General features: G+C 72.5%; 29 protein-coding genes and 1 pseudogene. 21 read left to right on the top strand and 9 right to left on the bottom strand.

Going from position 1 to position 26,636, the window contains the following annotated elements:
- Window positions 1–160: 160 nt before the first annotated feature.
- On the bottom strand, window positions 161–697 hold the full coding sequence (locus OG520_RS21365) for a GNAT family N-acetyltransferase (RefSeq protein ID WP_406014226.1): 537 nt from the start codon (window positions 695–697) through the stop codon (window positions 161–163).
- Window positions 698–1,094: 397 nt separating this feature from the next.
- Between OG520_RS21365 and OG520_RS21360 the strand changes: the two genes are divergently transcribed.
- The 4 genes and pseudogenes from OG520_RS21360 to OG520_RS21345 all read left to right on the top strand — a co-directional run.
- On the top strand, window positions 1,095–3,305 hold the full coding sequence (locus tag OG520_RS21360; protein ID WP_406014225.1) for an MMPL family transporter: 2,211 nt from the start codon (window positions 1,095–1,097) through the stop codon (window positions 3,303–3,305).
- Window positions 3,306–3,700: 395 nt separating this feature from the next.
- Window positions 3,701–4,402: a response regulator gene (locus OG520_RS21355; protein ID WP_406016534.1), complete on the top strand. Its 702-nt coding sequence runs from the start codon at window positions 3,701–3,703 to the stop codon at window positions 4,400–4,402.
- A 120-nt stretch (window positions 4,403–4,522) separates the two neighbouring features.
- Entirely contained in the window at window positions 4,523–5,320 is a 798-nt protein-coding gene (locus tag OG520_RS21350) for a VOC family protein (RefSeq protein WP_406014224.1), read from the top strand.
- Window positions 5,321–5,459: 139 nt separating this feature from the next.
- Window positions 5,460–6,086: pseudogene (locus tag OG520_RS21345) on the top strand (phosphoribosyltransferase); the annotation flags it as partial.
- 70 nt (window positions 6,087–6,156) lie between these two features.
- On the opposite strand, the gene OG520_RS21340 reads toward OG520_RS21345, so the two are convergent.
- The 3 genes from OG520_RS21340 to OG520_RS21330 all read right to left on the bottom strand — a co-directional run bounded on the left by OG520_RS21340 (window position 6,157) and on the right by OG520_RS21330 (window position 8,868).
- The gene (locus OG520_RS21340) at window positions 6,157–7,662 is read right to left on the bottom strand and encodes an alpha/beta hydrolase (protein WP_406014223.1); all 1,506 of its coding nucleotides are present in this window, start codon (window positions 7,660–7,662) and stop codon (window positions 6,157–6,159) included.
- Between the two features lie 157 nt (window positions 7,663–7,819).
- The gene (locus OG520_RS21335; RefSeq protein WP_406014222.1) at window positions 7,820–8,035 is read right to left on the bottom strand and encodes a DUF397 domain-containing protein; all 216 of its coding nucleotides are present in this window, start codon (window positions 8,033–8,035) and stop codon (window positions 7,820–7,822) included.
- Window positions 8,032–8,868 carry a helix-turn-helix domain-containing protein gene (locus tag OG520_RS21330; RefSeq protein ID WP_406014221.1) on the bottom strand — a complete coding sequence of 279 codons (837 nt, stop codon included), beginning with the start codon at window positions 8,866–8,868 and terminating at the stop codon, window positions 8,032–8,034. The genes OG520_RS21335 and OG520_RS21330 overlap by 4 nt, the downstream gene beginning before the upstream one ends.
- Before the next feature lie 107 nt (window positions 8,869–8,975).
- On the opposite strand from OG520_RS21330, the gene OG520_RS21325 reads away from it, so the two are divergent.
- The 7 genes from OG520_RS21325 (at window position 8,976) to OG520_RS21295 (ending at window position 12,273) form a co-directional block, all read left to right on the top strand.
- Window positions 8,976–9,149 (top strand): hypothetical protein, encoded by a 174-nt coding sequence (locus tag OG520_RS21325; protein WP_406014220.1) that lies wholly within the window; start codon window positions 8,976–8,978, stop codon window positions 9,147–9,149.
- Window positions 9,146–9,337 carry a hypothetical protein gene (locus OG520_RS21320; RefSeq protein ID WP_406014219.1) on the top strand — a complete coding sequence of 64 codons (192 nt, stop codon included), beginning with the start codon at window positions 9,146–9,148 and terminating at the stop codon, window positions 9,335–9,337. Before OG520_RS21325 ends, OG520_RS21320 begins: the two co-directional genes overlap by 4 nt.
- Before the next feature lie 109 nt (window positions 9,338–9,446).
- Complete coding sequence (locus tag OG520_RS21315) at window positions 9,447–9,902, top strand: carboxymuconolactone decarboxylase family protein (RefSeq protein WP_406014218.1); 456 nt, start codon at window positions 9,447–9,449, stop codon at window positions 9,900–9,902.
- Between the two features lie 107 nt (window positions 9,903–10,009).
- Window positions 10,010–10,420: a fluoride efflux transporter CrcB gene (crcB, locus tag OG520_RS21310; RefSeq protein WP_406014217.1), complete on the top strand. Its 411-nt coding sequence runs from the start codon at window positions 10,010–10,012 to the stop codon at window positions 10,418–10,420.
- Window positions 10,417–10,773, top strand: a complete 357-nt coding sequence (locus tag OG520_RS21305) for a DUF190 domain-containing protein (RefSeq protein WP_406014216.1) — start codon at window positions 10,417–10,419, stop codon at window positions 10,771–10,773. The genes crcB (OG520_RS21310) and OG520_RS21305 overlap by 4 nt, the downstream gene beginning before the upstream one ends.
- A complete protein-coding gene (gene crcB / locus OG520_RS21300) occupies window positions 10,770–11,144 on the top strand; it encodes a fluoride efflux transporter CrcB (protein WP_399328496.1) in 375 nt (124 codons plus the stop codon). Before OG520_RS21305 ends, crcB (OG520_RS21300) begins: the two co-directional genes overlap by 4 nt.
- Before the next feature lie 364 nt (window positions 11,145–11,508).
- Entirely contained in the window at window positions 11,509–12,273 is a 765-nt protein-coding gene (locus OG520_RS21295; protein ID WP_406016533.1) for an SDR family oxidoreductase, read from the top strand.
- Between the two features lie 71 nt (window positions 12,274–12,344).
- On the opposite strand, the gene OG520_RS21290 is transcribed toward OG520_RS21295, so the two are convergent.
- Entirely contained in the window at window positions 12,345–13,868 is a 1,524-nt protein-coding gene (locus OG520_RS21290) for a DEAD/DEAH box helicase (RefSeq protein WP_406014215.1), read from the bottom strand.
- 230 nt (window positions 13,869–14,098) lie between these two features.
- Window positions 14,099–14,302: a cold-shock protein gene (locus OG520_RS21285; RefSeq protein WP_093547863.1), complete on the bottom strand. Its 204-nt coding sequence runs from the start codon at window positions 14,300–14,302 to the stop codon at window positions 14,099–14,101.
- 762 nt (window positions 14,303–15,064) lie between these two features.
- Between OG520_RS21285 and OG520_RS21280 the strand changes: the two genes are divergently transcribed.
- From OG520_RS21280 to OG520_RS21240, 9 genes are all read left to right on the top strand, one after another.
- The gene (locus OG520_RS21280) at window positions 15,065–15,523 is read left to right on the top strand and encodes a hypothetical protein (protein ID WP_266417159.1); all 459 of its coding nucleotides are present in this window, start codon (window positions 15,065–15,067) and stop codon (window positions 15,521–15,523) included.
- A 6-nt stretch (window positions 15,524–15,529) separates the two neighbouring features.
- A complete protein-coding gene (locus tag OG520_RS21275) occupies window positions 15,530–16,144 on the top strand; it encodes a toxin (protein WP_406014214.1) in 615 nt (204 codons plus the stop codon).
- 60 nt (window positions 16,145–16,204) lie between these two features.
- Window positions 16,205–17,500 (top strand): MAB_1171c family putative transporter, encoded by a 1,296-nt coding sequence (locus OG520_RS21270; protein WP_406014213.1) that lies wholly within the window; start codon window positions 16,205–16,207, stop codon window positions 17,498–17,500.
- Window positions 17,497–18,111 carry a hypothetical protein gene (locus OG520_RS21265; RefSeq protein WP_406014212.1) on the top strand — a complete coding sequence of 205 codons (615 nt, stop codon included), beginning with the start codon at window positions 17,497–17,499 and terminating at the stop codon, window positions 18,109–18,111. Before OG520_RS21270 ends, OG520_RS21265 begins: the two co-directional genes overlap by 4 nt.
- A gap of 52 nt (window positions 18,112–18,163) precedes the next feature.
- Window positions 18,164–19,222, top strand: coding sequence for an NAD-dependent epimerase/dehydratase family protein (locus OG520_RS21260; RefSeq protein ID WP_406014211.1), 1,059 nt, complete (start codon window positions 18,164–18,166; stop codon window positions 19,220–19,222).
- On the top strand, window positions 19,219–19,935 hold the full coding sequence (locus OG520_RS21255) for a glycosyltransferase family 2 protein (protein WP_406014210.1): 717 nt from the start codon (window positions 19,219–19,221) through the stop codon (window positions 19,933–19,935). Before OG520_RS21260 ends, OG520_RS21255 begins: the two co-directional genes overlap by 4 nt.
- The gene (locus OG520_RS21250) at window positions 19,932–20,591 is read left to right on the top strand and encodes a DUF2064 domain-containing protein (protein ID WP_406014209.1); all 660 of its coding nucleotides are present in this window, start codon (window positions 19,932–19,934) and stop codon (window positions 20,589–20,591) included. Before OG520_RS21255 ends, OG520_RS21250 begins: the two co-directional genes overlap by 4 nt.
- Window positions 20,592–20,735: 144 nt before the next feature.
- Complete coding sequence (locus OG520_RS21245; RefSeq protein ID WP_406014208.1) at window positions 20,736–22,106, top strand: hypothetical protein; 1,371 nt, start codon at window positions 20,736–20,738, stop codon at window positions 22,104–22,106.
- A gap of 47 nt (window positions 22,107–22,153) precedes the next feature.
- Window positions 22,154–23,002, top strand: coding sequence for a GNAT family N-acetyltransferase (locus tag OG520_RS21240; RefSeq protein ID WP_406014207.1), 849 nt, complete (start codon window positions 22,154–22,156; stop codon window positions 23,000–23,002).
- A gap of 16 nt (window positions 23,003–23,018) precedes the next feature.
- Here the strand turns inward: OG520_RS21240 and OG520_RS21235 are convergent, their stop codons facing one another.
- The 3 genes from OG520_RS21235 to OG520_RS21225 form a co-directional block, all read right to left on the bottom strand.
- Window positions 23,019–24,734, bottom strand: a complete 1,716-nt coding sequence (locus OG520_RS21235; RefSeq protein ID WP_406014206.1) for a SpoIIE family protein phosphatase — start codon at window positions 24,732–24,734, stop codon at window positions 23,019–23,021.
- Between the two features lie 151 nt (window positions 24,735–24,885).
- On the bottom strand, window positions 24,886–25,158 hold the full coding sequence (locus OG520_RS21230) for a DUF1876 domain-containing protein (RefSeq protein WP_385325773.1): 273 nt from the start codon (window positions 25,156–25,158) through the stop codon (window positions 24,886–24,888).
- A gap of 13 nt (window positions 25,159–25,171) precedes the next feature.
- Complete coding sequence (locus OG520_RS21225; protein WP_406014205.1) at window positions 25,172–25,951, bottom strand: alpha/beta hydrolase; 780 nt, start codon at window positions 25,949–25,951, stop codon at window positions 25,172–25,174.
- A 96-nt stretch (window positions 25,952–26,047) separates the two neighbouring features.
- Here OG520_RS21225 and OG520_RS21220 point away from each other — a divergent pair, with 96 nt between their 5' ends.
- Entirely contained in the window at window positions 26,048–26,533 is a 486-nt protein-coding gene (locus OG520_RS21220; protein WP_406014204.1) for a peroxiredoxin family protein, read from the top strand.
- The last annotated feature ends 103 nt before the right edge of the window (window positions 26,534–26,636 follow it).

Raw genomic sequence — 26,636 nt, 5'->3', positions numbered from 1 at the left:
CGGTACGTGCACCATTCGGGAAGGAAGAACGTCAGCCACCGCCGCGCGGCAGGCGCAGCGCTCTCGGGGCGTCATTTCCACGTGCTCACAAGAGAGTTGGAGCGATCGGGCCCCGGCGACGGTGGTGGTCCGCTCTACTGCGGACTCGGGTTCCGGCTGTTCATGACCGGGGCTTCCAATCGTTCGCAAGGAGGCCGAGGATGGCCTCGTCCGCGTATGCGCCGCACACCCAGGCGGAGTGCCGCAGCGTTCCCTCTCGCGTGAACCCCGCCCTGGTTGCCGCTGCGATCATCGGGGTGTTGTCCGTGAGGGTCTCGATCTGCAGGCGCTGCAGTCCACGTACGGCGAATCCGTATGCGCACAGCGCCTGCACGACATCGACGCCGAGCCCGCGGCCGCGGAATGCGGGTCGCAGGGAGATCCCGATGTGGGCCGTCCTGTTGTGCGTGTCGATGCCCCACAGCAGGGCCTCGCCGGCCAGCTCCTGCGACTCCAGCTCCACTACGGAGAAGCAGGCCGCCTCGTCCGACGGCTCAGCCACTGCGTAGGGCGACTGCCCCGAGCCTGGCGGAATGGGCCGCCACGGGCGGGAGTCGGCGCGTGACCGCGTAGCCACATCGTCGTACAGCTCGGACTGGAGAACGGGGACGTCGCTCTCGTGCCGGGCACGCAGCCCGATCTTTTCGCCATGTATCACGGAGCATTGCTATCCGAGGGGAACCAGCCGATCAACCGCTTTTGCCCCGGCGGTTCCACGCGGGTGGCGGTCGTGCGAGCCCAAGGAGGACGAGCGGACGTTCCGGGTCTCGGGCCTTCCGGGTCGCGGGCGTTTTCTCACAGCCCGCGGGGTCGGTCTCACGGCGGAGGGCGGCACTCCGGCCGTCCTGTCCAAGGGGTACGACGGACCCGCCACGTACTGCAGCAACCGTACGTACGACTCCATGCAGGGCGACGACGACGATGACGCCCACGTTCACGAAGGATTGAGGCATTCCTCCGGCCCCGCCGTGCCCCGGCGCGGCCCAGGCACGGCCGGAGCCGCGGCACCGCGCCGCGACCCGTTGCCCGATCCAGAGAGACTGGAGCGCCTCTTCGTGGCTACCTTCCTTTACCGGCTAGGCCGCTTTTCCTTCCGGAGACGCCGGCTCGTCGCCCTGCTCTGGGTGGTGGTCCTGGCCGCCTGCGCGTTTGCCGCGGCCAAGGCGCCGACCGCCCCCGAGGACGGGTTCTCGATGCCCGGAACGGAGTCGCAGAAGGCCTTCGACCTGCTGGACCAGCGCTTCCCGGGCAGCAGCTCGGACGGCGCCGACGCCCGGATCGTCTTCGTCGCGCCCGAGGGTCAGAAGGTCACGGCGAGCGCGAACAAGGCGGCCATCGAGAAGATCGTCGCGGACGTGGCGGGCGGCGATCAGGTCAAGGGCGCCCTCGACCCGTTCAAGATGGCCGGGGCCGTGAGCAAGGACGGCACGACCGCGTACTCCACCATCAGCTACGACGTACAGAGCGTCGATCTCACCGACGCCACCACCGAGGCGCTCCAGGACGCCACGAAGCACGGGCGGGACGCCGGGCTGACCGTGGAGCTCGGGGGTTCGGCCCTGGTGCCGGAGGCCGAGCTCGGCGGCACGACGGAGCTCGTCGGCGTCGCCGCGGCCGCGGTCGTCCTGCTCATCACCTTCGGGTCGCTCGCCGCGGCGGGCCTCCCGCTGCTCACCGCGATCGTCGGCATCGGCGTGGGCGTGGCCTCGATCGTCGCGGTCGGAATGTCCACGACCACCACCACGCTCGCCCTGATGCTGGGGCTCGCGGTCGGCATCGACTACGCCCTGTTCATCGTCTCGCGCTACCGGACCGAACGCGCGGAGGGCCACGACGCGGAGGAGGCCGTGGCACGGGCCGTGGGCACGGCGGGCTCCGCCGTCGTCTTCGCCGGCCTCACCGTGGTCATCGCCCTCGCGGGCCTGTCCGTGGTCGGCATTCCCGTCCTCACGAAGATGGGCCTCGCCGCGGCGAGCACCGTCGTGATCGCCGTCCTGGTCGCGATGACCCTGCTGCCCGCGCTGCTCGGCTTCTTCCGGCAGGCCGTCCTGCCGCGTACCGCGCGCAGGGCCCGGGGCGGGCAGCGTGCCAAGACGGCCACGAACGGCAAGCCCAACATGGGCACCCGCTGGGCCCGCTTCGTGATCCGGCGCCCGCTCGCCGTCCTGGTGCTCTCCGTGCTCGGCCTCGGGCTGATCTCCGTACCCGCGCTCGATCTCCAGCTCGGCATGCCGGGCGACGAGTCGCAGCCCACCTCGACCACCCAGCGCCGCGCCTACGACGCCCTGGCCGACGGTTTCGGTCCCGGCTTCAACGGGCCGCTGACCGTCGTCGTCGACGCGAAGGCCTCGAAGGACCCGAAGGCCGCCGCGGCACGGGCCGCGAAGGAGCTCTCCACCACCGAAGGCGTCGTGGCTGTGACGCCCGCCGCCTTCAACGGGGCCGGAAACACCGCGGTGCTCACCGCCGTACCCTCCACGGGGCCCAGCTCCGAGGCCACCACGGAACTCGTCCGCACCATCCGTGACGAGGCGCACGGCCTGGAGTCCCGGACCGGCGCGAAGATGCTCGTCACGGGCGCGACCGCGGTGAACATCGACGTGTCGCAGAAGGTCACCGACGCGCTGCTGCCCTACCTCGCACTCGTCGTCGGCCTGGCCTTCCTGCTCCTGATGGTCGTCTTCCGCTCGCTGCTGGTCCCGCTCAAGGCGGCGCTCGGCTTCCTGCTGTCGGTGGCCGCGGCCTTCGGCACGATCGTCGCGGTCTTCCAGTGGGGCTGGCTCGCCGACGCCCTCGGCGTCGAGCAGACCGGGCCGGTGATGAGCATGATGCCGATCTTCCTGATCGGCGTGGTCTTCGGTCTGGCCATGGACTACGAGGTCTTCCTCGTGACCCGGATGCGGGAGGCGTACGTCCACGGGGAGCGGCCCGGCGAGGCGGTCGTCACCGGGTTCCGGCACAGTGCGCGGGTCGTCGGCGCCGCGGCGGTCATCATGATCGCGGTGTTCGCCGGGTTCATCGGGATGAGCGAGTCGATGATCAAGATGATGGGCGTCGGTCTCGCCTCGGCCGTCTTCTTCGACGCGTTCGTCGTCCGGATGACGATCGTCCCGGCCGTGCTCGCCCTGCTCGGCGACCGGGCGTGGTGGCTGCCGAAGTGGCTGGCGAAGGTCGTGCCCCAGGTGGACGTCGAGGGCGAGAAGCTGAACCACCCCGGACCGGCGGCGCTGCGGCCCGAGGCGGAGCCCGATCCCGTACGCGTGTGAGGTGAGGTGAGGCGGTACGGGAGTACGGGGCCGCTCGTCGGTCAGCACGGCGGGCGTTACGGGAAGTACGGGGCCGCTCGTCGGGCAGCACGGCGGGCGGTCCCGGACGCCCAGCGCGGGGTGGACCAGCGCACGGCGGGCGGTCCCGGGCGCCCTGCGCGGGGTGGACCAGGCGGGTCGACGACGATGGTCGGACGGACCCGAGGAGGAGAGAGCGCATGTTCACCGACTGGCGGCAGTGGGCCTCGCGCCACCCGCGGACCGTCGATGTGGTGGTGGCAGTGCTGCTGTGGACCTTCGCGGTCTTCTCCAGCACCCTGACCAACGCCCGGATCGTCCGCCCCCCGACGTTCGCCTTCTCGCTGGCGGCCGCGGTGCCCCCGGTCGTTCTGCTGCTGGGCCACACCATCCGGATACTGCTGGCCGATGACCAGGCGCTGCTGGCCGGAACGTTCCGGCTGCTGATCGAGTCGAACGACGACATGGAGGTCGTCGGTGTCGCGGCGGACGGCCGGGAGGCGGTGGAGAAGGCCCGCGCCACCGTGCCGGACGTGGTCGTGATGGACATCCGCATGCCGGGCATGGACGGGCTGGCGGCCACCGAGGAGATCTGCCGCGACGAGGCGCTGCGGGAGACCCGCATCCTCATCCTCACCACGTTCGAGATCGACGAGTACGTGGCCCGCGCCCTGCGCGCGGGCGCGAGCGGCTTCCTCGGCAAGGATGTCGGCCCCGAGGAGCTCCTGGACGCCATCCGGACAGTGGCCTCGGGCGACACGCTCCTGTCGCCCACCGCCACCCGGGCCCTGATCACCCGCTACCTCGCCCGCCCGGAGGGCGGTGTCGCCGCGCCCGAGGCCCTGGGCGTCCTGACCGCCCGCGAGCGCGAGGTCATGGCGCAGGCCGCCGAGGGCCTGTCGAACGACGAGATCGCCGAGCGGATGCACGTCAGCCCGCTGACCGTGCGCACGCACGTCGGGCGGGCGATGACGAAGCTGGGCGCCCGGCACCGGGCCCAGCTGGTCGCCATGGCCTACCAGTCGGGCCTGGTGCGGGTGGACCCGCCGCAGGGCCGGAGCACACCCGGACACCCCTGAGCGAACAAACGTACGAATATGGCGCACGTTCCCGACCCGCCGCTTCCAGCGCGCGGGGAGGCGGTCGGCTGGCTAGCGTGAAAAACCGGACCACCCACCGAGCGCGAGGGAGTCAGGGCCATGGCTGTACAACCGGAGGGCACACCGTGCTGGGCCGACGCGATGTTCGCCGACCTGGACGGAGCGAAGAGCTTCTACGGTGATGTGCTGGGCTGGACGTTCGGCGAGTCCTCGTCCGAGTTCGGCGACTACACGCAGGCGTACGCCGACGGCAAGGCGGTCGCCGCGGTGGTGCCTCCGATGCCCGGCCAGGAGGGCCACTCCGCCTGGTGCCTGTACCTGGCCTCACCGGACGCGGAGGCCACCGCCGCGAAGATCCGGGACAACGGCGGCGAGACGCTGATGGATCCCATGCAGGTCGGCGAGTTCGGCACGATGCTGCTGGCCCGCGACCCCAGTGGCGTGGCCTTCGGTGTGTGGCAGGCGGGCACCCACGAGGGCTTCGAGGCGCAGGGTGTGCCCGGTGCGTTCTGCTGGGCCGAGGTCTTCACCCGGGAGCCCGAGAAGTCCGACGCCTTCTTCCCCGCCGTCTTCCCGTACACGATGGTGAAGATGGCGGACGAGCACGTCGACTTCAGGATGTTCAACCTCGGCGACAAGACCGTCATGGGGCGGATGAAGATGGGCGACGAGTTCCCGCCCGAGGTCCCGCCGTACCTGAACGTGTACTTCACCGTCGCCGACTGCGACGCGGCGGTGGCGAAGGCCACCGAGCGCGGCGCCATTCTGCGGTTCGGCCCGATGACCATGCCGTTCGGCCGGTTCGCCGCGCTGACGGACCCGCAGGGCACGGCGTTCTCCGTCATCGACGTGAACACGACCGAGGGCGAGGTGCCCAGGACGACACCGGTCTCCTGACCGCTCCGTCCCGTACGGCAGCCGACGGCGACCGCCCGAGTTGCGGGGCCGCCGCGCATGAGGTTGTTTCGGTAGTAGGGAAGCCGGTGGGGCACGTACGCAAGCGGCCCCGACTCCCCTGGCTGGGGGTGAAACCACCGTGCTGTTCGCCGACCGCGTGGACGCGGGACAGCAGCTGGCCGAGGCGCTCCGCCACCTTGAGCGGGAGCACCCCGTCGTGCTGGGACTGCCCCGCGGCGGAGTCCCGGTGGCCTTCCAGGTGGCACAGACCCTCGGTGCCGAACTCGATGTGATCGTCGTCCGCAAGCTCGGTGTGCCGCACCACGAGGAGGTCGCGTTCGGTGCGCTCGGCGAGGGCGGGGTGCGGGTCGTCAACGACGACGTCGTCGGCCGGCTGCGGGCCGGGAAGCAGGATCTCGCGGCGGTCGAACGGGTCGAGGAGGCGGAGCTCGTACGGCGGGCCCAGGTGTACCGCGCCGGCCGGGCACGGACTCCGCTCACCGGTCGGACGGTGATCGTCGTGGACGACGGCATCGCGACCGGCGCCACGGCCGAGGCGGCCTGCCTGGTGGTACGGGCCCAGCGCCCGGAGCGGGTGGTGGCAGCGGTTCCGGTGGCGCCGCCGGAGGCGGTCGTGCGGCTGCGCCGGAGCGCGGACGAGGTGGTGTGCCTGTCGGTGCCGAGCCTGTTCTACGCGGTCGGCGAGTGGTACCGGGACTTCTCCCAGACGTCCGACGAGGAGGTCGTCTCCCTGCTGGCACAGGCCAGGAACAGCGGACATGTGACACCAGGCTGCGACTGAGCGGAGCGCTTGCCCAGTCGCAGCCCGGTCACGGTCAGTCCGCGCAGTACGCGTCCCGCTCCGGCCGGGTCCCGGTGTTCAGGAACGTGGTGACCGCGCGGTCGCCGCAGGCGTTCCCGTGGCCCAGGTACATGCCGTGCCCGCCGTGGTCGACCGCGACCAGTCGGGCCCGGTCGCCGAAGGCCGCGCGCATCTTCAGGGCGCCGGAGTACGGGGTCGCCGGGTCGCGCAGGCCCTGGATCATCAGGACGTTGGACGGTCCCTGGTCCGTGATCCTGGTCGGCTGCTCGGCGGGGGCGTCCTTCCAGAAGGTGCACGGGGTGATGTTCACCGTCATCCCGGCGGTCAGCGGGTACTTCACGCGGTCGGCGGCGACGGCCCGCGCGTACGAGGAGACCGTGCCCTGCCAGCGCACGTCGTTGCAGATCACGCCGACCGTGACGGCCGCGTCCGCGTCCGGTATCGGCCCGCTCAGCGCATCGGGCAGGACCGGCTTCACCGACGGGTCCCCGGCCGCCCGGACGAGCCCCGCCAGCCCGGCGAACGCATCGTCCTCGTACAGGGCCAGCTGGATCGCCTGGCGCAGCCGGTTGCCGGTCAGCGGAACGCCCGGCGTGGTGGACTCCCTCGGCTCACGGTCCAGCCGCGCCGCCAGGTCCAGCACCAGCGGCTGCACGTCCTCGGCCCGCTGCGCGAGTCGCAGCCCCTCCGCTTCCCTGGCCGGGTCCGAGGCCCAGCGCGCGAAGTCGGGGAACCGGTCGGCCGCCCCCACCGCCATGTTCGCCAGCCAGCCCTTGGCCACTCGCGACGGGTCCGGGTCGCCGCTGCTGTCCAGCACCCAACGGTCCGTGTGCTGCGGGTACTTCTGCGCGTACCCGGCGCCCACATAGGTGCCGTACGAGCTCCCCCAGGCCGACAGCTTCTCTTCACCGAGGGCCTGCCGGAAGCGGTCGATGTCCCGTACCTCGTTGGCCGTGGTGAGGCTCCGCAGCATCGCTCCGCCGTTGCGGGCGCAGGCCTCGGCGACGCGCCGGGAGCGTGTCACGTTCTCGGTGATCGAGCCGTCGGCGCCGGGCCAGGACCGCAGGTTCACCAGCTCCCGGTCCTCCGGGGCGAGCCCGCAGCTCGCCTTCGGGCTGCCGCCGACCCCGCGCGGGTCGAGGCTCACGATGTCGTACCGCCCTTCCGTCTCCCGCTGCAACCGCTCTCCCTTCTGCGTCACCCGCTGCACCCCGGAGGAGCCCGGCCCGCCCGGGATCACCATCAGCGTCCCGCGCCGGGCGGCCGGGCGGTCGCTGCGGACCCGGGTCACCGCGAGGGAGAGCTGCGGGCCGTCCGGATCGCGGTAGTCCAGCGGTACGGGCAGTTCGGCACACTCCTGGGCGGCGGGGCCGCCGTCCTGGGCACAGGACCGCCAGGAGAGCGAGGGGGCGGGGTTGGCCGACGCGGCGGCCTGCGAGGGCGCGGCCCCGGTGAGAGCGGTGGCGACGGCGGTGACGGACAGGGCGACGAAGCCGGCAGATTTTCCGTAAGTCCTCATGCTGCAAGCCTTGTTGAGCGAACGTCCTCAGCCCATCCGGGAGGCACGACGGAAAGCGGTGGGGGTAGCCCCCGGTAGCACGATGCCGACAGCGAGAAGCCCCACCGCGCGGTGCACGATGGGGACTTCGGGATCGCATGCGCCGGACCCGGTGAGGTCAGACGGTGCCGAACTCTCCGGCCTTGACGCCCGCCACGAAGGAGGCGAACGAGGCGGCGGGAACGTTCAGCACCGGACCGCCCAGGTTCTTCGAGTCGCGGACGGGGACCACGCCGCGCGAGGCGACGAGGTTGGCGGCGACCTCGATGCACTGGCCACCGTTGTCGCTGTACGAGGACTTGAACCAACGGGGGGATTCGGTCGTGGTCGTCACGGGGTGCCCTTTCGTGCCTCGCGGATCATGGCCACCGATGCCGCCTGGGACAGCGCCTCGGCCTGTAGTTGATGGTAGCCCGCCAACAGGGGCAGCACAGCGGTCGTATCGCGCTCCAGATGTCCCCGCATCTGGGATTCCGCATACGCGATCACAGACAGGTCCGAGAGTGTCAGCAGGGTCATCGGGAGGTTGAACGGGCGGTGCTCCCCCATGCCGAACGGGGCGATCTGGAGCACGGTGTTCGGCAGTTCGGCGAACTCCAGCAGTCGGTCGAGCTGGGCGTCCATGACTCCGTCCCCGCCGACCCTCCTGCGGATGCAACTCTCGTCCATCACCACCAGCATCGCGGGAGGACGGGGCCGCACCAGCGCAGCCTGACGCTCCGCCAGGAACGAGGTGCGTTCGGCCGCCTGTTCGGGGCCGATGACCCCTCGCCGCATGGCGCTGTTCACCAGCGCCTGCGCGTACTCCGGCGTCTGCAACAGCCCATGGATGATGCCAATTTCGTACAGCCGGATCTCCGCCGCGCGTCCCTCGTGCCCCACGTACTGCGGGAACCCCTCCAGCAGCGAACCGTGCCGGATCTCGCGGTACTGGCGTTCGAACGTGTCTGCTGTCTCCCCGGTGCCGAAAACCTGGTCCGCACTGCGCGAGAACCGAAGAGTCGGCATCTTGCGACCAGTTTCGACGGCGGAGATATGCGTGCCGGAGTAGCCCATCCGGTCGGCTAACTCCTCCTGTTTCCACCCGCGTTCCTCTCGCAAGCGGCGGATGCGTGCGCCAAAGGCGGCTTCCGGGCTGCTCTCGGGGTCCAAGTCCTTGCGGTTCAACGGCTGTCACCTGACTCTTCGCTCATGCCCAACAAGTTGAAGCACTCCCAACTCTAGGCCAATCTGAGCTCCCTTAGTAGTGGAATGACTACGGAGAGGAGTTGTCTGTGCTCGCCGAAAACGGGCGTGAAACAGAAGGCTGTTGTCCTGAATGCCAGAAGCTCCGGCTGGCCGAGGCCCTCGCCAATGATCAGTACGACTACAGCGGGGCGACCGACTGCCGGGTGCTGCTCCAGCGCCACCGGGGCACGGCGGACTGCACGGAGCGGGGGTCGGCATGAGGGATCAAGAACCTGAGCCCGAGCCGGAGTCGCCCGAGTTCAACCCGCTGCGCTGGCCGCCCTGCGAGTGCGCGCGGTGCCGCTCCCGCGAGGACAACGCCGCCGGGGACTCCGCGTCGATACGGCAGCTCCGGGCCAGGGTCACCGAGGAGAACGGGCTGCGCAGCTCCCTCCGGCGGACGCGGTGAGGACCCCGGCCGCCGCTCTCGTCACACTTCCCCTTCGCCGTCCGTCAGTGCAGTGAGGGCGCGGCGAGAACGCAGCCGCGACCGCGACGGACATCGAGGGAGAGACATCATGCAGGCACGCATCCAGAACCCGGCCGAGATCCTGCCCGAGGCCCTGCCGCCCGTACTGGGCCTGGTCAAGGCCATCGGCAAGGGCGGGCTGCCGGAAACCACGCTCGAACTGGTCGGTCTGCGGGTGAGCCAGATCAACGGCTGCACCTTCTGCGTCGACGGGCACGTGCGCAACGCCCGGAAGGCCGGCGAGAGCGATGAGCGGCTCTTCGCCGTGTCGGCCTGGAACGACGCGCCGTACTTCACCGACGCCGAGCGGGCCGCGCTGGCGCTCGCGGAGCACGCGACCCGGCTCAGCGACCGCTCCGACCCGGTGCCCGACGCCATCTGGGACGAGGCCGCCCGCCACTTCGGCGAGAAGCAGCTCTCCGCCCTGGTCCTCGCGATCGGTCTGACGAACCTGTTCAACCGCATCAACGTCACCACCAAGCAGCCCCCGGGCAAGACCTGGTAGGTCACGCACCGACGAAGAGGCCGGCGGGCCCGCCCATGGTGCGGTGGGCCCGCCGCGGGCGGCGGCGATAGCCTGGTGCGTGGAGCAGGCAGGAGACATGTGCACCCATGGGAGCCCCCAATCCGCAAGGATCCGTCGTCGCGGTGGTGGCACTCGGTGGTGCGGTCGGAGCGTGTGCCCGCTACGGGGCCACGCTGATCTGGCCCACCGCCCCGGGCGGCTTCCCGTGGACGACGCTGGTCGTGAACGTCGTCGGATGCGCGGTGATCGGCGTGTTCATGGTGGTGATCAGCGAGGTGTGGACGGCACACCGGCTGGTGCGGCCGTTCTTCGGTACGGGGGTGCTCGGCGGGTTCACCACGTTCTCGACGTACGCGGTGGACATCCAGCGCCTGATCGACGGCGACCGGGTCCGTGCCGGTCTCGGGTATCTGGGACTGACGCTGTTCGCGGCTCTCGCGGCGGTGTGGAGTGCGGTGTGGGCGACCCGCCGCGTGCTGGCCTGGAGGCAGCCATGACGACCCCGCGGACGGAACGGGCGCTGCGCCTGACGGTCCTCGTCGGCGAGTCCGACGGATGGCACCACCGGCCGGTCTTCACCGAGATCGTGCACCGGGCGCACCGCGCCGGGCTGTCGGGTGCCAGCGTGTTCCGCGGGATCGAGGGCTTCGGCGCCTCGTCGGTGATCCACACCCAGCGGCTGCTCTCGCTGAGCGAGGACCTGCCGGTGGCGGTCGTGATCGTGGACACCGAGGCACGGATCCGCGCGTTCCTGCCGCTGGTGGAGGAGCTGGTCGCGGACGGCGGTCTGGTCGTCCTGGACGAGTGCGAGATCGTGCGCTTCGGCGGCGGGCGGGAGCGGGGCCGGTGAACTGGCTGCTGGTGATCGCCGGGGCGGCGGTCGGGGCGCCGCTGCGCTATCTGACCGACCGGGCGGTGCAGTCCCGGCACGACAGCGTCTTCCCGTGGGGGACCTTCGCGGTCAATGTGTCGGGTTCCCTGATCCTGGGCCTGCTGACCGGTGCGGTGGCGGCCGGCGCCGCCTCCTCGCACCTGCAACTGCTGCTCGGCACGGGACTGTGCGGGGCGCTCACCACGTACTCGACGTTCAGCTACGAGACGCTGCGGCTGGCCGAGGACGGCGCCAGGTCCTACGCGGCGGCCAATGTCGTGGCGAGCGTGGCGGCGGGGCTGGCCGCGGTGTTCGCCGGGGTCGCGCTCGCGCGGCAGCTGTGGGCGTAGCGGCGGGGCGGGAACGGTCGGCGTCCCCTGCCACCGCAATGCGAGGCGGAGGCAGGGGAACGCCGTTGAGGAGGAGCCGTCGCCGAGCGCCGGGCGATTCAACCCGTTCCGCGCCGACAGCGGTCCGTCAGGCGCCGACGCTAGGCAACCGTCCGCGCCCCGCGCCGGGCACCACGCCGGTGTCCTGACCGGCACCACCCCAACGGCAGGCGCCGCGATGCGCGCCGGTCCCGGCGCCGTCACCCGGCCGGCGGGCCTTGATCCGCCGGCGCCCGCGGTGATTCGCTGCATGAAACGGATGAACCGCGTGATCTCCACGACCGTCGTGATCTTCATCGTCCCCGAGCGAAACGAGAGGCCTCCAGTGCCGGACACCAGCACCACTCCGTCGTCGCGCCCCGTCACCGTCGTCACCGGCGGCAGCCGGGGAATCGGCGCCGCCACCTGTATCCGTCTGGCGTCGGACGGCCATGACCTCGCCCTGGGCTTCGTGCACAACGAGGAGGCCGCCGAGCGGACCGCGGCGGCGGTCCGGGCCGCGGGGGCGCGCTGCGTCACCGTGCGGGTGGACACCGCCGAGGAGGCCGATGTGGAACGCCTCTTCGACACGGCGGCCGGGCAGCTCGGCCCCGTCACCGGGCTGGTCAACAACGCGGGGGTGACCGGTCCGCTCGGGCGGTTCGCCGACACCTCCACCCGGACGCTGCGCCGCGTCGTCGACGTGAATCTCCTCGGCTACCTGCTGTGCTGCCGCCGGGCCGCGAAGGACATGGCGGCCGGCGGGGCGGGCGCGATCGTCAACGTCTCCTCGGCCGCCGCCACGCTCGGCAGCCCCGGGGACTTCGTCCACTACGCCGCCACGAAGGCCGCGACGGACGCGCTGACGATCGGGCTCTCCAAGGAGCTGGGGCCCGACGGCATCCGGGTCAACGCGGTCGCCCCCGGCATGGTCGACACCGACATGCACGCCACGGCGGGCGACCCCGGGCGCGCGAACGCGGCCGTCCCCGGCATCCCGCTCGGCCGCGTCGGAGCCGCCCCGGAGGTCGCGGCCGCCATCGCCTGGCTGCTGTCGGGCGAGGCGTCCTATGTGACCGGGACGGTCCTGCGGGTCGCGGGCGGCCGGTAACGGGGCCGGGGACCGGCTCTGGGTCTGCCCGACCCTGAGCCGCCGGACAGCCCCTGAGCGCCGCGGACCGGCTACCCGCCGCGGTTGGTGCGGCGCTGCTTCGCGGCGGCGCGCGCCTCCGCGGTGGGCAGGTCGGAGCGGCGGGACCGGCCCGCCCTCGCGGGGCGGCTGCCCAGGCCCCGGAAGGACGAGCCACCGCTCCCGGCCCGCTCCGGCACCGGTGCGCCGCCGCCGACCGGCACCCCCGAGGGCTTGCGCGCGCCGGTGATCCGGCTCAGTTCGGCCTCGCCGGAACGGACCTGGGCGATCTGCGGGGTGATCCCGGCGTCGGCCATCAGCCGGGTCATCTCACGGCGCTGTCCCGGCAGCACCAGCGTGACGACGCTGCCGGACTCACCGGCACGGGCGGTACGGCCGCCCCGGTGCAGGTAGTCCTTGTGGTCGCTCGGCGGATCGACGTTGACGACCAGGTCCAGGTTGTCGATGTGGATGCCGCGCGCCGCGACGTTCGTGGCGACCAGCACCGTGACCTGCCCGGTCTTGAACCGGTCCAGGGTGCGGGTGCGTTGGGGCTGGGACTTGCCGCCGTGCAGCGCGGCGGCCCGCACCCCGCTGTTGAGCAGATGGCCGGTGAGCTTGTCCACGGCGTGCTTGGTGTCCAGGAACATGATCACCCGGCCGTCGCGGGCCGCGATCTCCGTCGTGGTGGCGTACTTGTCCGTGCCCTGCACATAGAGCACGTGGTGCTCCATCGTCGTCACCGCACCGGCCGCCGGGTCGACCGAGTGGACCACCGGATCGTGCAGATAGCGGCGGACCAGCAGGTCGACGTTGCGGTCCAGGGTCGCCGAGAACAGCATCCGCTGGCCCTGCGGCCGCACCTGGTCGAGCAGTTCGGTGACCTGCGGCATGAACCCCATGTCGGCCATCTGGTCGGCCTCGTCGAGGACGGTGACGGCGACCCGGTCCAGATGGCAGTCGCGGCGCTCGATGAGGTCCTTGAGCCGGCCCGGTGTGGCGACGAGGACCTCGGCGCCCCCGCGCAGCGCGGAGGCCTGGCGGCCGATCGACATGCCGCCGACGACGGTGGCCATGCGCAGCTTGAGCGCGCGGGCGTACGGGGTGAGCGCGTCGGTGACCTGCTGGGCCAGTTCCCGGGTGGGGACCAGGACCAGGGCCAACGGCCGCCGGGCGTCGGCCCGGTTGCCCGCGGTACGGGCCAGCACGGCCAGGCCGAAGGCGAGCGTCTTGCCGGAGCCGGTCCGGCCGCGGCCCAGCACGTCGCGCCCCGCGAGGGCGTTCGGCAGGGTGGCCGCCTGGATCGGGAACGGCGTGGTGACGCCCTCGGCGGTGAGCGCCGAAAGCAGCGGACCGGGCAGTTCCAGCTCCGCGAAGGCCGACACGGCGGGCAGCGCCGGGGTGATGGTCTTCGGCAGCGCGAACTCGCCCTGCACGGCGGCGGGCCTGCGGCCGGAACCGCCGGAACCACCGGGGCCGCCGGAACGCCGGGCGGGCGCGCCGGAACGGCCCCCCGGGCCACGGGAAAACCGGTCGTTCGAACGTGCTGTGCGATCACGGTTACGGTCGCGGTCCATACGGAACCCTTCCTCGATAGGGCGCGTATCGAGGAATTCGCTGCGGCGACGGGCGGCACAGGAATCGCAAGAACGGGCCGTTGACAAGCCTGGACGGAGCCCGGCTGCGAAAAATTCGGGGCGGCCGGCTCGGGCGGACCGGCGGAGAACAGCGAACCGGGGCCCGCACCCGGAGGTGCGGGTCCCGGTCGTGCAAGTCGTCTCAGCGCGTCGGCGCCGGAGCGGCGGGATCAGGCAGGAGTGATGTTCTCCGCCTGCGGGCCCTTCTGGCCCTGCGTGACGTCGAAGTTCACCCGCTGGCCTTCCTGGAGCTCACGGAAGCCGGTAGCAGCGATGTTCGAGTAGTGGGCGAAGACATCGGGGCCGCCGCCGTCCTGCTCGATGAAACCGAAGCCCTTTTCCGCGTTGAACCACTTGACGGTGCCAGTAGCCATGTTTTATCTCCTTCATGGGGGGCAGTTCCCGGGGATTCGCACGGTGCGGATCCCACGTCGCCGCAATGATTACCCCATCCGGAAAGCACCGGAAAACACAGAAGCGCGGCCCTCGGCACATTGAGCCGGGGAGGGCACTTGGAGTCTTCGGGAACCACAACTGCAACTGCTTCCAGAATAGCACGACGGAAGCAACCGGGCGCGGCAAGTAATTGCGCTCCGACGGATGATAAATAAATTCACGCGGGACATTGCGTGAAATCATTTTCCGTCGGCGCGTGAAATTCCGTTCCACCGGCGACGCACATTCGTCCGCCCGGCCCGCGCACCCGCGATCCCACCGGCGAGCACCCCTCGCCGGCCCGCCGCCACCGCGCCCCGCGGCCCCGCCCGACCACCCGCCGCCCCGGAGGCTGCTTGATGACGGCCTGACCAGCAGTCATAATGCAGGTGTAGCCCTTCACGCATCCCCCGTCGTGAAGGGCTACACCTATGCCCGCACAACATGCATGTGCGTCATGCACCTTTTGTCCGCGGTGAATTCACACGGAACACGTCGATTTCACGGGCAGGGGACTCCCCTCGTGGTCCCCTGCCCGTGTTTTTTCGAGTTAACAGTGACGTAGCGTGTTTGCGCAAGCCCGTTCCCGTACCGCCTACCGGACCGAGGGCACCACGTCAGGGTTCGTTACAGTACGAGCCCGTTGACCGAATCGACGACCGCGAACGCCGATCGGACGGAGCGGATACGTGGGGGGCCGGATGGACAGCGTCGAGGAACGCACGCCGGAGCTGCGGACGTTGCAGCAGAAGGTCGAGTACATGGTGGAGAAGACGTTCCCCGGCCAGAAGATCTCGGGGCGCGTCTTCGCCGATCTGGTCAAGGAACGCGGCGGCTCGCTCTCGCACAGCTACTTCTCCAACATCCTGGCCGGAAAGGTCACTCAGCCCTCCGAGGACATCCTCAAGGCGCTCGGCCTGGGCTTCGGCGTGGACTGGCGGTTCTTCAAGGAGGAGTCCGAGGTCGTCGACGATGTCGTCGCCGGTCTGCAGTTCCTCGCGATGCGGCGCACGGGCGAGATCAGCGGGGTGGCCGGGCGCGGCCTCGACGAGGACGGACTCCCGCCGGAGCTGCTGCAGTTCGCGCTCTCCCTGCTGGAGGACGCCAGGGGCCGGCAGGGCGCGGCCGACGGCGGCGCCCCTGGCGAGCCGGAGAAGTAGCCCTCCATGTCCCTGCGCGAACTACGGAAGGAGTGCGAGGCCGGGCTGGCCGACCTGCCCATCCCCGCGCCCTTCTCCATCGACGCACTGGTGGCGAACATGGAGGCCGCCCGTGGCCGCACCATCGTGCTGCACGAGATGCCCGACCGGCTGGCCCGCGTCAACGCCGCCTGCGGGCTGCGCCTGAAGACCGGCGGGACCAGCTTCGTGCTCTACCGCCGCCGGCCCACCGCGTACCAGACCCAGCACGTGATCCTGCACGAGCTGTGCCACGAGTGGTTCGACCACGGCACCTCCCTCGACCCGGAGCAACTCCGGCGCCTGCTCCCGGTCTTCGACACCTCGCTGATCGCCCGGGTCCTCAGAACCGAGCCCCCGCCGTCGCCCGCGCCTCCGCCCCCGGCCGTGGCCGAGATCGCCGACGCGCTCCGGTCGGGGGACGGCACCGTGCAGGCCCGCGCGCAGTACGACACCCACGACGAGCGCATGGCCGAGTTCGGCGCCTCGCTCATTCCCCGGATGGCCATGGACGTGACGAGCGACGACATGGTGGGGCGGCTGGCCAACTCCCTCTCCCGCCCGGTCGCCAACCGCCGTCGCGGCCTGTTCCGCCGCAGCTGACACCGCACGTCCCCCGTCCCCCGTTCTCCGTCCCTCGTCCCCCACCCCAAGGACTCCGCCGTGACCCCGCTCGACCTCGCCGGCTACCTCATAGCCGTCCTGATGACGGCCGTCGCCCTGTGGCGCATGCCGGCAGCCCTGTGGGGCGACGAAGAAGACAAGCGCCGCCGGGCCCTCTGGGGCTGCTACGCGGGCTTCGCCGCCGCCCTGTGGACCAAAACCCGGGCCGTGCGGATCGCGCTCAACGACAGCGCCGTCACCGACCTCGCCGTCCTGATCAAGCACTACACGGCGACGATCGCGATCCTGGCGATCCTCAGCTACATCGTCGCGATCTACGGCCAGTACCCCGACGCCGGAACCGTCCCGCGCCATGTCCGGTTCGCCCGTGCCATCCAGCAGGTGGCGGCCAAGGCGTCGATCGCCACGCTGGTCCTGCTGACGGTGCTGTTCTTCACCGTCGTCGACCGCTCCGTCCCCTCGGACCGCTTCGTCGCCGACCACGCGGGACAGTGGGGAGCCACGCTGTACATGAGCGTGTTCTACCTCTACCTGGGTGCCGCGTCCGCCGTCTGCGCGTACCAGTGGGCGCTGGCCACCGCCGGTGCCGGGCTCCGTCATCTGCGGGTGGGCCTCGGGATGATGACGTTCGCCATGTTCATCGGGGTCGGCTACACCGTCAGCCGGACCCTGTTCCTGTGGGTCAGCGTCGTCGACACCCCGAGCAAGTCCTTCGCGCTCCACTTCGACGAGATCACCGAGGCCGCACAGGTGGTGCTCTTCGCCTTCTTCGCCGTGGGCGCCTCCATCCCCGCCCTCAGCAAGGGGCGGCGGCGCGCGAAACTGTGGCGGGCCCAGGTCAAACTGCACGGCCTCTGGCGCGAGTTGATGACCGCCTTCCCCGAGCAGCCCTTCGACCCCCCGGCCTCGCTGGTCCGCGAACTCACCCGCTTCGACACCCCCGCGGACCTGCGGATCGACCGCTGGGCCGCCGACATCGCGGACGCGGTGGAGAAGCTGCGCCACTACGTGCCCGACACCCTGCTCCCGGCCGCGAAGGCCGCCGCGGCGGACGGCAGCACGGACCCGGACTGGGCGGGCCCGCTCGCCGAGGCGTACTGGATCAAGGCGGCGCTCACCGCGAAGAACAGCGGTGCGCCCGCCTCGACCGCCGCCGCGGTGGAGACCCAGCACGCCACCGACCAGGACGGCGAGGTGGCCTGGCTGGTCCGGGTGGCCACCGCGTACCGGACGGTCCCGCAGGACCGGGCGGCGCAGGTGCTGGCGGATGCCGCACCCGCCCCGTCCACCGCAACCGCCGCGCCCCGCACGGACTCCACCGAGGAGACAGCATGACCTCCGCCGACACCACCGACACCACCGACACCCCCGCATCGCCGTACACCGGCGCCGCGCGCACCGTCACCGACGTCTTCCAGCCCCGCAACGTCCTGCTGATCGGCATGCTCGCCATCGGCCTGGCCGCCGCCGGTCACTGGACCGGCCTGCTCTGGGGATTCCTCGGCGCCCTGTGCGCGGGCCTCATACCCGCCGGGTACATCGAGTGGGAGCGCGGGCGCGGCACCTGGGGCGACCGCCATGTCGTCGACCGCACCAAGCGGGCCCCGATCTTCTTCGTCATCCTCGGCTCCATCGGCACCGGCTCGGTGGTGATGGTCCTGGGCCACGCCCCCACCGGCATCCTCGTGGCGATGCTCGCCCTCTGGGCGATGACCGTGATCCTGCTGGCCGTCAACACGGTCTGGAAGATCTCGGTGGACGCCGCGGTCGCCTCGGCCGTCGTCGCCCTGCTCGCCGCGGTCCACTCGCCGTGGTGGCTGCTCGCCTACGCGATGACCGTCGCCGTGTGCTGGTCCCGCGTCGCGCTCGGGTACCACTCGGTGGCCCAGACGGTCGCCGGGGCGTCGCTGGGCGCCGCGACGGCGGGCGCGTTCCTGCTCCTCTGATCCGCGCCGGTCCGCCGCGCGGGCCCCGGCGACCCGGCCTAGCGTGGCGGACATGCGGGTACTGGTCACCGGCGGAGCCGGGTTCATCGGGTCGCGGATCGTCCGGGCGCTGCGGGCGGCGGGGCACGAGCCGGTGGTGCTCGACGCGCTGCTGCCGCAGGCGCACGGGGACCGGGGCGAGGTGCCCGCCCCGCAGGACGGTGGGCCGACGGTCGTCGCGGACGTGCGGGACCGCGACGCGGTGGCGGACGCGCTGACCGGTGTCGACGCGGTGTGCCACCAGGCGGCGATGGTGGGGCTGGGCCGGAACTTCGCGGACGCTCCGGAGTACGTCGGGTGCAACGACCTCGGCACGGCGGTGCTGCTCGCCGCGATGGCCGGGGCCGGGGTCCGCGATCTGGTGCTCGCGGGCTCGATGGTGATCTACGGGGAGGGCCGCTACGACTGCCCGCGCCACGGCCGCGTCCGCCCCGGGCCGCGGGCGGCGGCGGACCTGGCCGCGGGCCGGTTCGAACCGCGCTGTCCCCGCTGCGGCGCGGAGCTGGTGCCCGGCCTCGTCACCGAGGACGCGCCCGCCGACCCGCGCACTGTGTACGCGGCCACCAAGCTGGCCCAGGAGCATCTGGCCGCCGCCTGGGCGCGCGCGACGGGCGGACGGGCGGTGTCGCTGCGCTACCACAACGTGTACGGCCCCGGAATGCCCCGCGACACCCCGTACGCCGGGGTCGCCTCGTTCTTCCGCTCGGCCCTGGCGCGCGGCGAGCCGCCCCGGGTCCACGAGGACGGCGGCCAACGGCGGGACTTCGTCCACGTACGGGACGTGGCCGCGGCCAACACCGCCGCGCTGGAGGCCCTCCCGGTACGCGAACCCGGCAGCTTCACCGCGTACAACACCGGGAGCGGGGAGCCGCACACCGTCGCCGAGATGGCCTCGGCCCTGTCCGGCGCGCACGGTGGCCCGGCCCCGGTGGTCACCGGCGAGTACCGCCTCGGGGACGTACGCCACATCACGGCGGACTCGGGGCGGCTGCGCACGGAACTGGGCTGGCTGCCGGAGGTGGGGTTCGCGGAGGGGATGGCGGAGTTCGCGACGTCCCCGCTGCGACGGTGAGCACCGTGCCCGCCGCCGCCCCCGTGCCGCCCAGCGACATCGTCCTGCCCTGTCTCGACGAGGCCGCGGCCCTGCCCCGGGTGCTGGGCGCGATCCCCGACGGCTGGCGCGCGATCGTCGTCGACAACGGCTCCACGGACGGCTCGGCCGACCTGGCCCGCTCGCTCGGCGCGACCGTCGTGCACGAGCCGCGGCGCGGCTTCGGCGCCGCCTGCCACGCCGGACTGCTCGCCGCCGAGACGGAGTTCGTCTGTTTCTGCGACTGCGACGGCTCCCTCGACCCCGGCCTGCTCCCCGCCTTCGTACGCCGGATCGCCGCCGGGGAGACCGATCTGCTGCTCGGCCGCCGCCTCGTCCGTGGCCGCGGCGCCTGGCCGCTGCACGCGCGGGCCGGCAATCTCGTGCTCGCCCGGCTGCTGCGCCGCCGCACCGGCCTGCGGCTGCACGATCTCGGCCCGATGCGCGCCGGGCGGCGGACGGAGCTGCTGGGGCTCGGTCTCACCGACCGCCGCAGCGGCTATCCGCTCCAGATGGTGGTCCGCGCGGCGGACGCCGGACTGCGGATCGCGGAGACCGGCGTCCCGTACGTCCCCCGCACCGGGAAGTCGAAGGTCACCGGCACCTGGCGGGGCACCTGGCAGGCGGTGCGCGACATGCGCGCGGTGCTGCTCGAACCACCGGCCGCGGCAGCCGCCCGAGGGGCGCCCCGATGAGCGCCCCGGCCCTCCCCTCCGGCCCCACGACCCTGCTGGTCATCGCCAAGGAGCCGCTGCCGGGCCGGGTCAAGACCCGGCTCACCCCGCCGTTCACGCCCGCCCAGGCGGCCCGGCTCGCCGAGGCGGCGCTCGCCGACACCCTGCGGACCGTGCGCTCGTTGCCCGCCCGGCGCCGCGCCGTCGTCCTCGAAGGGCGGCCGGGGCCGTGGCTGCCGCCCGGCATCGAAGTGCTCCCGCAGGGCACCGGCGGCCTCGACGAGCGGCTCGCCGCGGCCTTCGCCGCCGTCACCGGCCCGACGCTCCTCATCGGCATGGACACCCCCCAGATCACCGCCGCCCACCTGGCCGCCGCGCTCGTCCCGGCCGCCTGGGACGGCTGCGACGCCTGGTTCGGCCCGGCCGACGACGGCGGCTTCTGGGCGCTGGGGCTGGCCTCCCCCGCCCCGGAGCTCCTGCGCGGCGTGCCCATGTCCGTACCCGAGACCGGCGCGGTGCAGCGCGGGCGCCTCGTCGCCGCCGGGCTGACCGTGCGCGATCTGCCCCGGCTGCGTGATGTGGACACCGCGCGGGACGCCGAGGCCGTCGCCGCCGCCGCGCCGCACGGCCGGTTCGCCGCGACCCTCGCCCGGCTGACCCGGCCGCCGCTCCGGTAGGCGGCGACCGGGGCGGAGACCGGTCAGCCGCCCTCCCCGTACCAACGCGCCACGACCGCCCGGGGGCCATGCAAGACCCGCCGGTCCGGTGACGCGGCCCCGTGGCACCGCCCGATGGCGCCGCGCCCTGCATAGCGTGACCGCGTGAAGACCCCCACCGGCACCGCGGACCGCACCGGCCGCCGCCGCGACCTGCTCGCCGCCGCAGCGGGCGTGCTGCTCGTCACCGCGGCCGTGCTCGTCGGCCGGTCGATCCGGAACGCCGACCGGATCCTGTCCGTCCACTGGCCTCCCCTGCTGGCGTCCTGGCACCCGCACGCCGGCCCCGGCACCCCGGCCGCCCTCGCCGTCGCGGCGGCCGTCGTCGCGTACGGGCCGCCGCTGGCCGACCGGATCCGGCCGCGGGCGCTGCCCCCGGCCGCCTGGGCGGCCTCGCTCGCCTGGATCTTCTCGCTGGCGCTGATCGACGGCTGGGGCCCCGGTGTCGCCGAACGGCTCACCACCAGGAACGAATACCTGTCGGCCGTCAACCGCTTCCAGGACATCGGCGCCGCCCTGCGCGGCTTCGACCAGCACATCCTGCTCGGCTCCCCGGACAACTGGCCCACCCATGTCGCCGGTCATCCGCCGGGCGCCACGCTCACCTTCGTGCTGCTCGACCACATCGGGCTCGGCGGCGGGGCCTGGGCCGGGACCTGGTGCATCGTGGTGGGCGGCTCCGCCGTCCCGGCCGCCCTGATCGCGCTGCGCGCGCTGGCCGGCGAACGCCTCGCGCGCCGTGCCGCCCCGTTCCTGGTCCTGGCGCCGGTCGCGGTGTGGGCCGGCACATCCGCCGACGCCTACTTCACCGCCGTCGCCGCCTGGTCGGTGGCGCTCCTCGCCGTGGCCGCGACCCGTTCGGGGCGCCTGCCCCGCCTCGCCGCGCTCGGCTCCGGTCTGCTGTACGGCCTGACCTGCTATCTCAGTTACGGACTGACGCTGATCGCGGTCCCGCTCCTCGCCGTCCTCGTGCTCAGCCGCACCGCCCGCCCCCTCCCGCTCGTCCTCCTCGGGGCGCTGGTCGTCCCGGCCGTCTTCACCCTGGCGGGCTACGACTGGTGGGAGGGCTACCGGCTGCTGGTCGAGCGCTACCACCAGGGGGCGGGCGGGCTGCGTCCGTACTCCTACTGGGTGTGGGCGAATCTCGCCTGCACCACGATCGCCGCGGGCCTCGCCACGGTCGCCGGCCTCCGCCGCGCCCTGGCCGGTGCCCCGGCGGCCGTACGCGCCCTGCGCGGCGGCGCCCCCTGCCCGGCCGGGCAGCTGATCCTGCTCGCCCTGGCGGCGCTCGCGGCGCTCCTGGCCGCCGACCTGTCCGGGCTGAGCAAGGCGGAGACGGAACGCATCTGGCAGCCCTTCATCCTCTGGCTGCTGCCCCTCGGCGCCCTGCTGCCCACCGCCACCCGGCGCGGCTGGCTGACCGCACAGGCCGTCGTCGCCCTGCTCGTCAACCACCTGCTGTGGACCGGGTGGTGACGGAGAAGCCACCGTTGAAACGGTGGCGCGAGGGGTACAGGTGCCCCGTGCCGAACTTCGAGATCACCACCGCAAGCGCCGACGACCTCACGATGCTCGCCGAATGGGCCCACGAGGAGAGCTGGAATCCCGGACTGACCGACCGCCACGCCTTCTTCGCCGCCGATCCGCGCGGCTTCCTGATCGGCCGCCTCGACGACGAGCCGGTCTCCTGCGTCTCCGTCGTCCGTTACGGCTCCGGCTTCGGGTTCCTCGGCTTCTACCTCACCCGCCCGCACCTGCGCGGCCAGGGGTACGGCATCCAGCTCTGGCAGGCCGGCATGGCACGGCTGGACGGGCGCAACGTCGGCCTCGACGGGGTGGTGGCCCAGCAGCCCAACTACCGCAAGTCCGGCTTCCGTTCCGTGTGGACGAACATGCGCTACGAGGGTCTGCCGCCCGCCGGCCTGCCCGCCCCGGCCGGTACGGAGCTCGTCGACGGCCGCTCCGTCCCGTTCGACCGGCTCGCCGCCTACGACCGCCGCTTCTTCCCGGCCGACCGTGACAGCTTCCTCGCGCCGTGGATCGCCCACCCCACGCGCACCTCGCTGGCCGCCGTCCGCGACGGTGAACTGCGGGGTCTGGCCGTGCTGCGCCCCTGCCGTACGTCGTCCCGCATCGGTCCCGTGTACGCGGAATCGCCCGAGGTGGCCGGCGCCCTGGTCGGCGCGCTGGCGGCGACCGATCCCGGCGTCCCGGTCGCGATCGACGTGCCCGACGTCAACCCGGCGGCCGTGCGTCTCGCCGAACAGCTGGGCCTCACCCCGTCGTTCGAGACCGCCCGGATGTACACCGGCCCGGTACCGGACGTCGACCACACCGGACTGTTCGGCATCACCAGCCTGGAGCTGGGCTGACGCCGCCCGGACGGGATCAGGTGGCGTCGGGCGTCCACGCCCGCGGGTTCCGGGTGCGGGAGGCCAGCACCGCTATGTCGTCCTCGGCACCCGGCCCGAACCGTTCGAGAACGTCGTCCAGCAGGTCGTCGAGGCTGCCGCCGGCCGGCAGGACCAGCTCCTTGAGACGGCCGACCGAGACGTCGATGTCCTCGTCGCGCCGCTCGACCAGACCGTCGGTGTACAGGAACAGCACCGTGTCCGGCTCGAACTCCAGCAGCGTCGTCCGGTACCCGCCGAAACCGGTCCCCAGCGGTGGCCCCACCGCCATCTCCTCGCACACCCTGGCCCCCGCCCGGGGATCGATCAGCACCGGCGGCAGATGCCCGGCGCTCGCCACCTCGCATGCCCCGCCGAACCGGTCGACGACGGCCAGCAGACAGGTCGCCGCCCGGTCCAGGCCGGACCGCTCGACCATCCGGTCCAGCTGTTCCAGGATCCGGTGTGGCGGCAGCTCGTCGTCGGCGAGCATCCGCAGCAGGGAGCGGTAGTGGCTCATGGCGACCGCCGCCTCCACCCCGTGCCCCATCACATCGCCCATCGCCTTGAGGTGCCGGCCGTCCCGCAGCGGGATGACGTCGAACCAGTCGCCGCCGACCATCACACTGCGGTCGGCCGGCAGATAGCGGGTGGCGATCTCGATGTGCGGATGCGGCGGGCGCGGTTCGGACAGCAGGGAGCGCTGGAGCTCCAGGGCGATGGTGTGCTCGTGGGCGTACCGGCGGGCGTGGTCGAGATCGACGGCGGCCCGGCCGGCGAGTTCCCGGGCGACCACCACGTCCTCGTCCGTGAAGACCGGTGAGTCGCCCGCCCGGATCAGGCCGAGGATGCCGAGCGGGCCGCTGCGCACGGTAACGGGCACGATGACCGCCGAGTGCATCCCGAGGGCGCGGTAGGCGGCGAGCCGTTCGGGGCCGGGGGCGGAGCGGACGAGCTGCTCGTCGGAGGTGAGGTTCTCCACCACCGGCTGGTTGACCGCCAGGCAGCGCTGCACGGCCGCGCCCTCCTGGTAGTCGATGTACTCGCCGGTCAGCCCGAACCCGTCCAGCTCGTCGCTCAGTCCGCGCACCGCCCGCAGCGCCGCCCGTCGCAGCCGCAGCACCCCGGGCGGTGCGGGCCGGACCGGTGCGGCGACGTCGGGCGGGAACACCTCGACCGTCGCGAGGTCCGCCAGCCCCGGCACGACGAGGTCGACGAGTTCGGCGCAGGTGGTGTCCATGTCGAGGGTGGTGCCGATCCGGGCGGCCGCGGTGTCGAGCAGGGTCAGATGCCGCCGGGCCTGCTCCAGCTCGCGCCGCTCCTTGTCCGCGGCCATGACCTCCAGCACGATCCCGGCCAGGCCCACGACCCGCCCGTCGGACTCCAGCCGGTGGAACGCCCCGTGCCAGTACCGCCGGACCGTGGCGTCCGCGGCGGTGAAGCCGCTGAGGGTGATCTCGCGTGGCTTCCCGTCGGCGAGCACCGCGCGCATCATGTCCTCGCGCGCGTCGAGCCCCGGAAGGACCTCGGCGACGGTGCGTCCGAGGTGTTCGGCGGCCGGGATGCCGTTGATCCGTTCGAGGGCCGGGTTGACGTAGAGGTAGCGCAGCCCCGTGTCGAGCACGCCCACCCCGGCCATGGTGCCGCCGACCAGGGCCGCGAACTCGCGGAGTTCGAACGGCACAGGGCTGTCGGCGTACGCATCGGCCTGCACGTCAACCTCCTGGACGGGCGCGGACCACCCGCTGCCCGGCCCTCATATCGTCGGCCGCCCGCACCCGCCGCGCATCCGCAGACCGGTGCCGCCGGGCCGGCGTCCGCCGTGCGGACCGGGTCCCGGGGCAGGCGCGGGCCCCGGCCCCGCGTCAGGCCAGCGGGTGCGAAGTCCGGCCGGACGCCTCGTCGATCTCGTCGTGCGCCTTCGTCAGCATCTTCATCGCCAGTTCATTGAGCGCTCTGGCTCCCGCGATCTCCTCGCCCACCCTCGGCTGGTCCTTGTCGGAGGGGTGGCGGCTCGCGTAGCCGTGGGCCCGCACCTCGGTCCCGTCGGGCAGCCGCACCAGGGCGGCCGCGCGGGTGCGGTGGGTGTCCTCGTCGAATTCGAGCTCCACATGCCACCCGACAGTTGTCATCACCATCACGATCACCTCCCTACCAGGGTGCTCCCGTTCCCCCGCCCCTGCACCACGGCACCGGCCCCCGGTTCCGCCACGCCTCCAGCAGGTCCAGGTCGAGGGTGCCCGCCACCGCCGGGGCGTCCGGCGGGAGCCGTAGGGCGGTCGCGACCGGCCCGGGGAGCGGGCCCAGGCCCAGCAGACCGGTGACGAGCCGGGCGGTCAGCGCGTGCCACTCCCCGGCGCGCCGGAGCATCGCGTGGTCGCTGCGCCGGATCGCGACCAGACAGGAGCGGGCACCGGCCAGCCGGGCACGGGCCGTGAGGCGCTGGGACGCGCGGGGGCTCGTGATGCGGTCGCGGGTGCTGTGCAGCAGGACGACGTCGCGGCCCGCGAGCTGGTCGACCGGATCGTCCGCCGGACACCACGGGGCGAGGCCGACCACCCCGCGCACCAGCGGGTGACCGGCGGCGCGCAGGGCGGCGCGGGCACCCATCGAGTGGCCGACCAGGACCACCGGGATCTCCCCGGCCTCGCGGCCGAGGGCGTCCAGGGCGCGCAGGGCGTCGTGCAGCGGGTCCTCGCGGGGGCCGTTCCAGCCGTGGTGGGCGTAGCGGGCGGTGCGTACGAGAACGTCTCCGCCGCCGCCCGTCGCCCCGGCGATGGTCCGGGCGAAGGGGCGCATCCGCATGCCGGGCAGATTCAGCGGGCCGGGCAGCGGCGCGGCCAGGCCCGTCTCCGCGCCCCCGTGCAGCAGGAGCACGGCCGCTGACGGGCGGACGGCTGACGGGCGGACGGCGGACGGCGGTGCTGCCATACGTACCTCCTGGTGCGGGAGCCGGACCCGTACCGAGCATGCTGTACGGGACACGGACGGAAAAACCCGGCAGCACCGGACCACGGAGGAACCGACATGGGATCGTCACCACAACTCGGCCTGATCGCCCCGGACTTCACCCTGCCGGGCGGCCGGCTCGCCGGCGAGGACTTCGAACGCCGCGACTACGGCCTCGCCGCGGCGCGCGGCCGTTCCGTGGTCCTCGCGTTCTACCCGGGCGACAACACGGCCGTGTGCACCAAGCAGCTCTGCTCGTACTCCTCGGGCATGAAGGCCTTCGGCGAGCTCGACGCGGAGGTCTGGGGAATCAGTCCACAGGGTGTGGACAGCCATGAGTCGTTCGCCCGCGCCCACGGCCTGCGGATGCCGCTGCTCGCGGACACCGGGCGGGAGACCGCGCGGGCGTACGGCGTCGCGGCGCCGGGGATCGGGGTGCGCCGCGCGATCTTCCTCATCGGCCCGGACGGGGTGCTGCGCTGGAAGCATGTCGCGCTGCTCGGTGCCACGTACCAGTCGCTCGACAAACTGACCGAGCAGTTGTCCGGCATCAAGAGCGCGTAAAAGATTGCCGGAACCCGGCAGTACGGGTTGTCGGGCGCCTATGGGATCATCCAGCCAGTTCGACGGAAATGTTCGGGGGATTTCGAAGATCTCGGGGAGGGTG

The organism is Streptomyces sp. NBC_00984 (genome assembly GCF_045162475.1).
Taxonomy (GTDB): domain Bacteria; phylum Actinomycetota; class Actinomycetes; order Streptomycetales; family Streptomycetaceae; genus Streptomyces.
Note: the sequence above shows the minus strand (reverse complement) of the source record. Positions and strands in the feature narration are given on the sequence as shown.

Coding starts and splice junctions, on each gene's coding strand:
- OG520_RS21265 (WP_406014212.1), top strand. CDS start 17,497: ATGACCTCCGCCGACACCACCGACACCACCGACACCCCCGCATCGCCG.
- OG520_RS21305 (WP_406014216.1), top strand. CDS start 10,417: ATGACGACCCCGCGGACGGAACGGGCGCTGCGCCTGACGGTCCTCGTC.
- OG520_RS21275 (WP_406014214.1), top strand. CDS start 15,530: ATGTCCCTGCGCGAACTACGGAAGGAGTGCGAGGCCGGGCTGGCCGAC.
- OG520_RS21290 (WP_406014215.1), bottom strand. CDS start 13,868: ATGGACCGCGACCGTAACCGTGATCGCACAGCACGTTCGAACGACCGG.
- OG520_RS21320 (WP_406014219.1), top strand. CDS start 9,146: ATGAGGGATCAAGAACCTGAGCCCGAGCCGGAGTCGCCCGAGTTCAAC.
- OG520_RS21285 (WP_093547863.1), bottom strand. CDS start 14,302: ATGGCTACTGGCACCGTCAAGTGGTTCAACGCGGAAAAGGGCTTCGGT.
- crcB (WP_406014217.1), top strand. CDS start 10,010: ATGGGAGCCCCCAATCCGCAAGGATCCGTCGTCGCGGTGGTGGCACTC.
- OG520_RS21280 (WP_266417159.1), top strand. CDS start 15,065: ATGGACAGCGTCGAGGAACGCACGCCGGAGCTGCGGACGTTGCAGCAG.
- OG520_RS21225 (WP_406014205.1), bottom strand. CDS start 25,951: ATGGCAGCACCGCCGTCCGCCGTCCGCCCGTCAGCCGTCCGCCCGTCA.
- OG520_RS21315 (WP_406014218.1), top strand. CDS start 9,447: ATGCAGGCACGCATCCAGAACCCGGCCGAGATCCTGCCCGAGGCCCTG.
- OG520_RS21350 (WP_406014224.1), top strand. CDS start 4,523: ATGGCTGTACAACCGGAGGGCACACCGTGCTGGGCCGACGCGATGTTC.
- OG520_RS21340 (WP_406014223.1), bottom strand. CDS start 7,662: ATGAGGACTTACGGAAAATCTGCCGGCTTCGTCGCCCTGTCCGTCACC.
- OG520_RS21230 (WP_385325773.1), bottom strand. CDS start 25,158: ATGGTGATGACAACTGTCGGGTGGCATGTGGAGCTCGAATTCGACGAG.
- OG520_RS21250 (WP_406014209.1), top strand. CDS start 19,932: ATGAGCGCCCCGGCCCTCCCCTCCGGCCCCACGACCCTGCTGGTCATC.
- OG520_RS21260 (WP_406014211.1), top strand. CDS start 18,164: ATGCGGGTACTGGTCACCGGCGGAGCCGGGTTCATCGGGTCGCGGATC.
- OG520_RS21220 (WP_406014204.1), top strand. CDS start 26,048: ATGGGATCGTCACCACAACTCGGCCTGATCGCCCCGGACTTCACCCTG.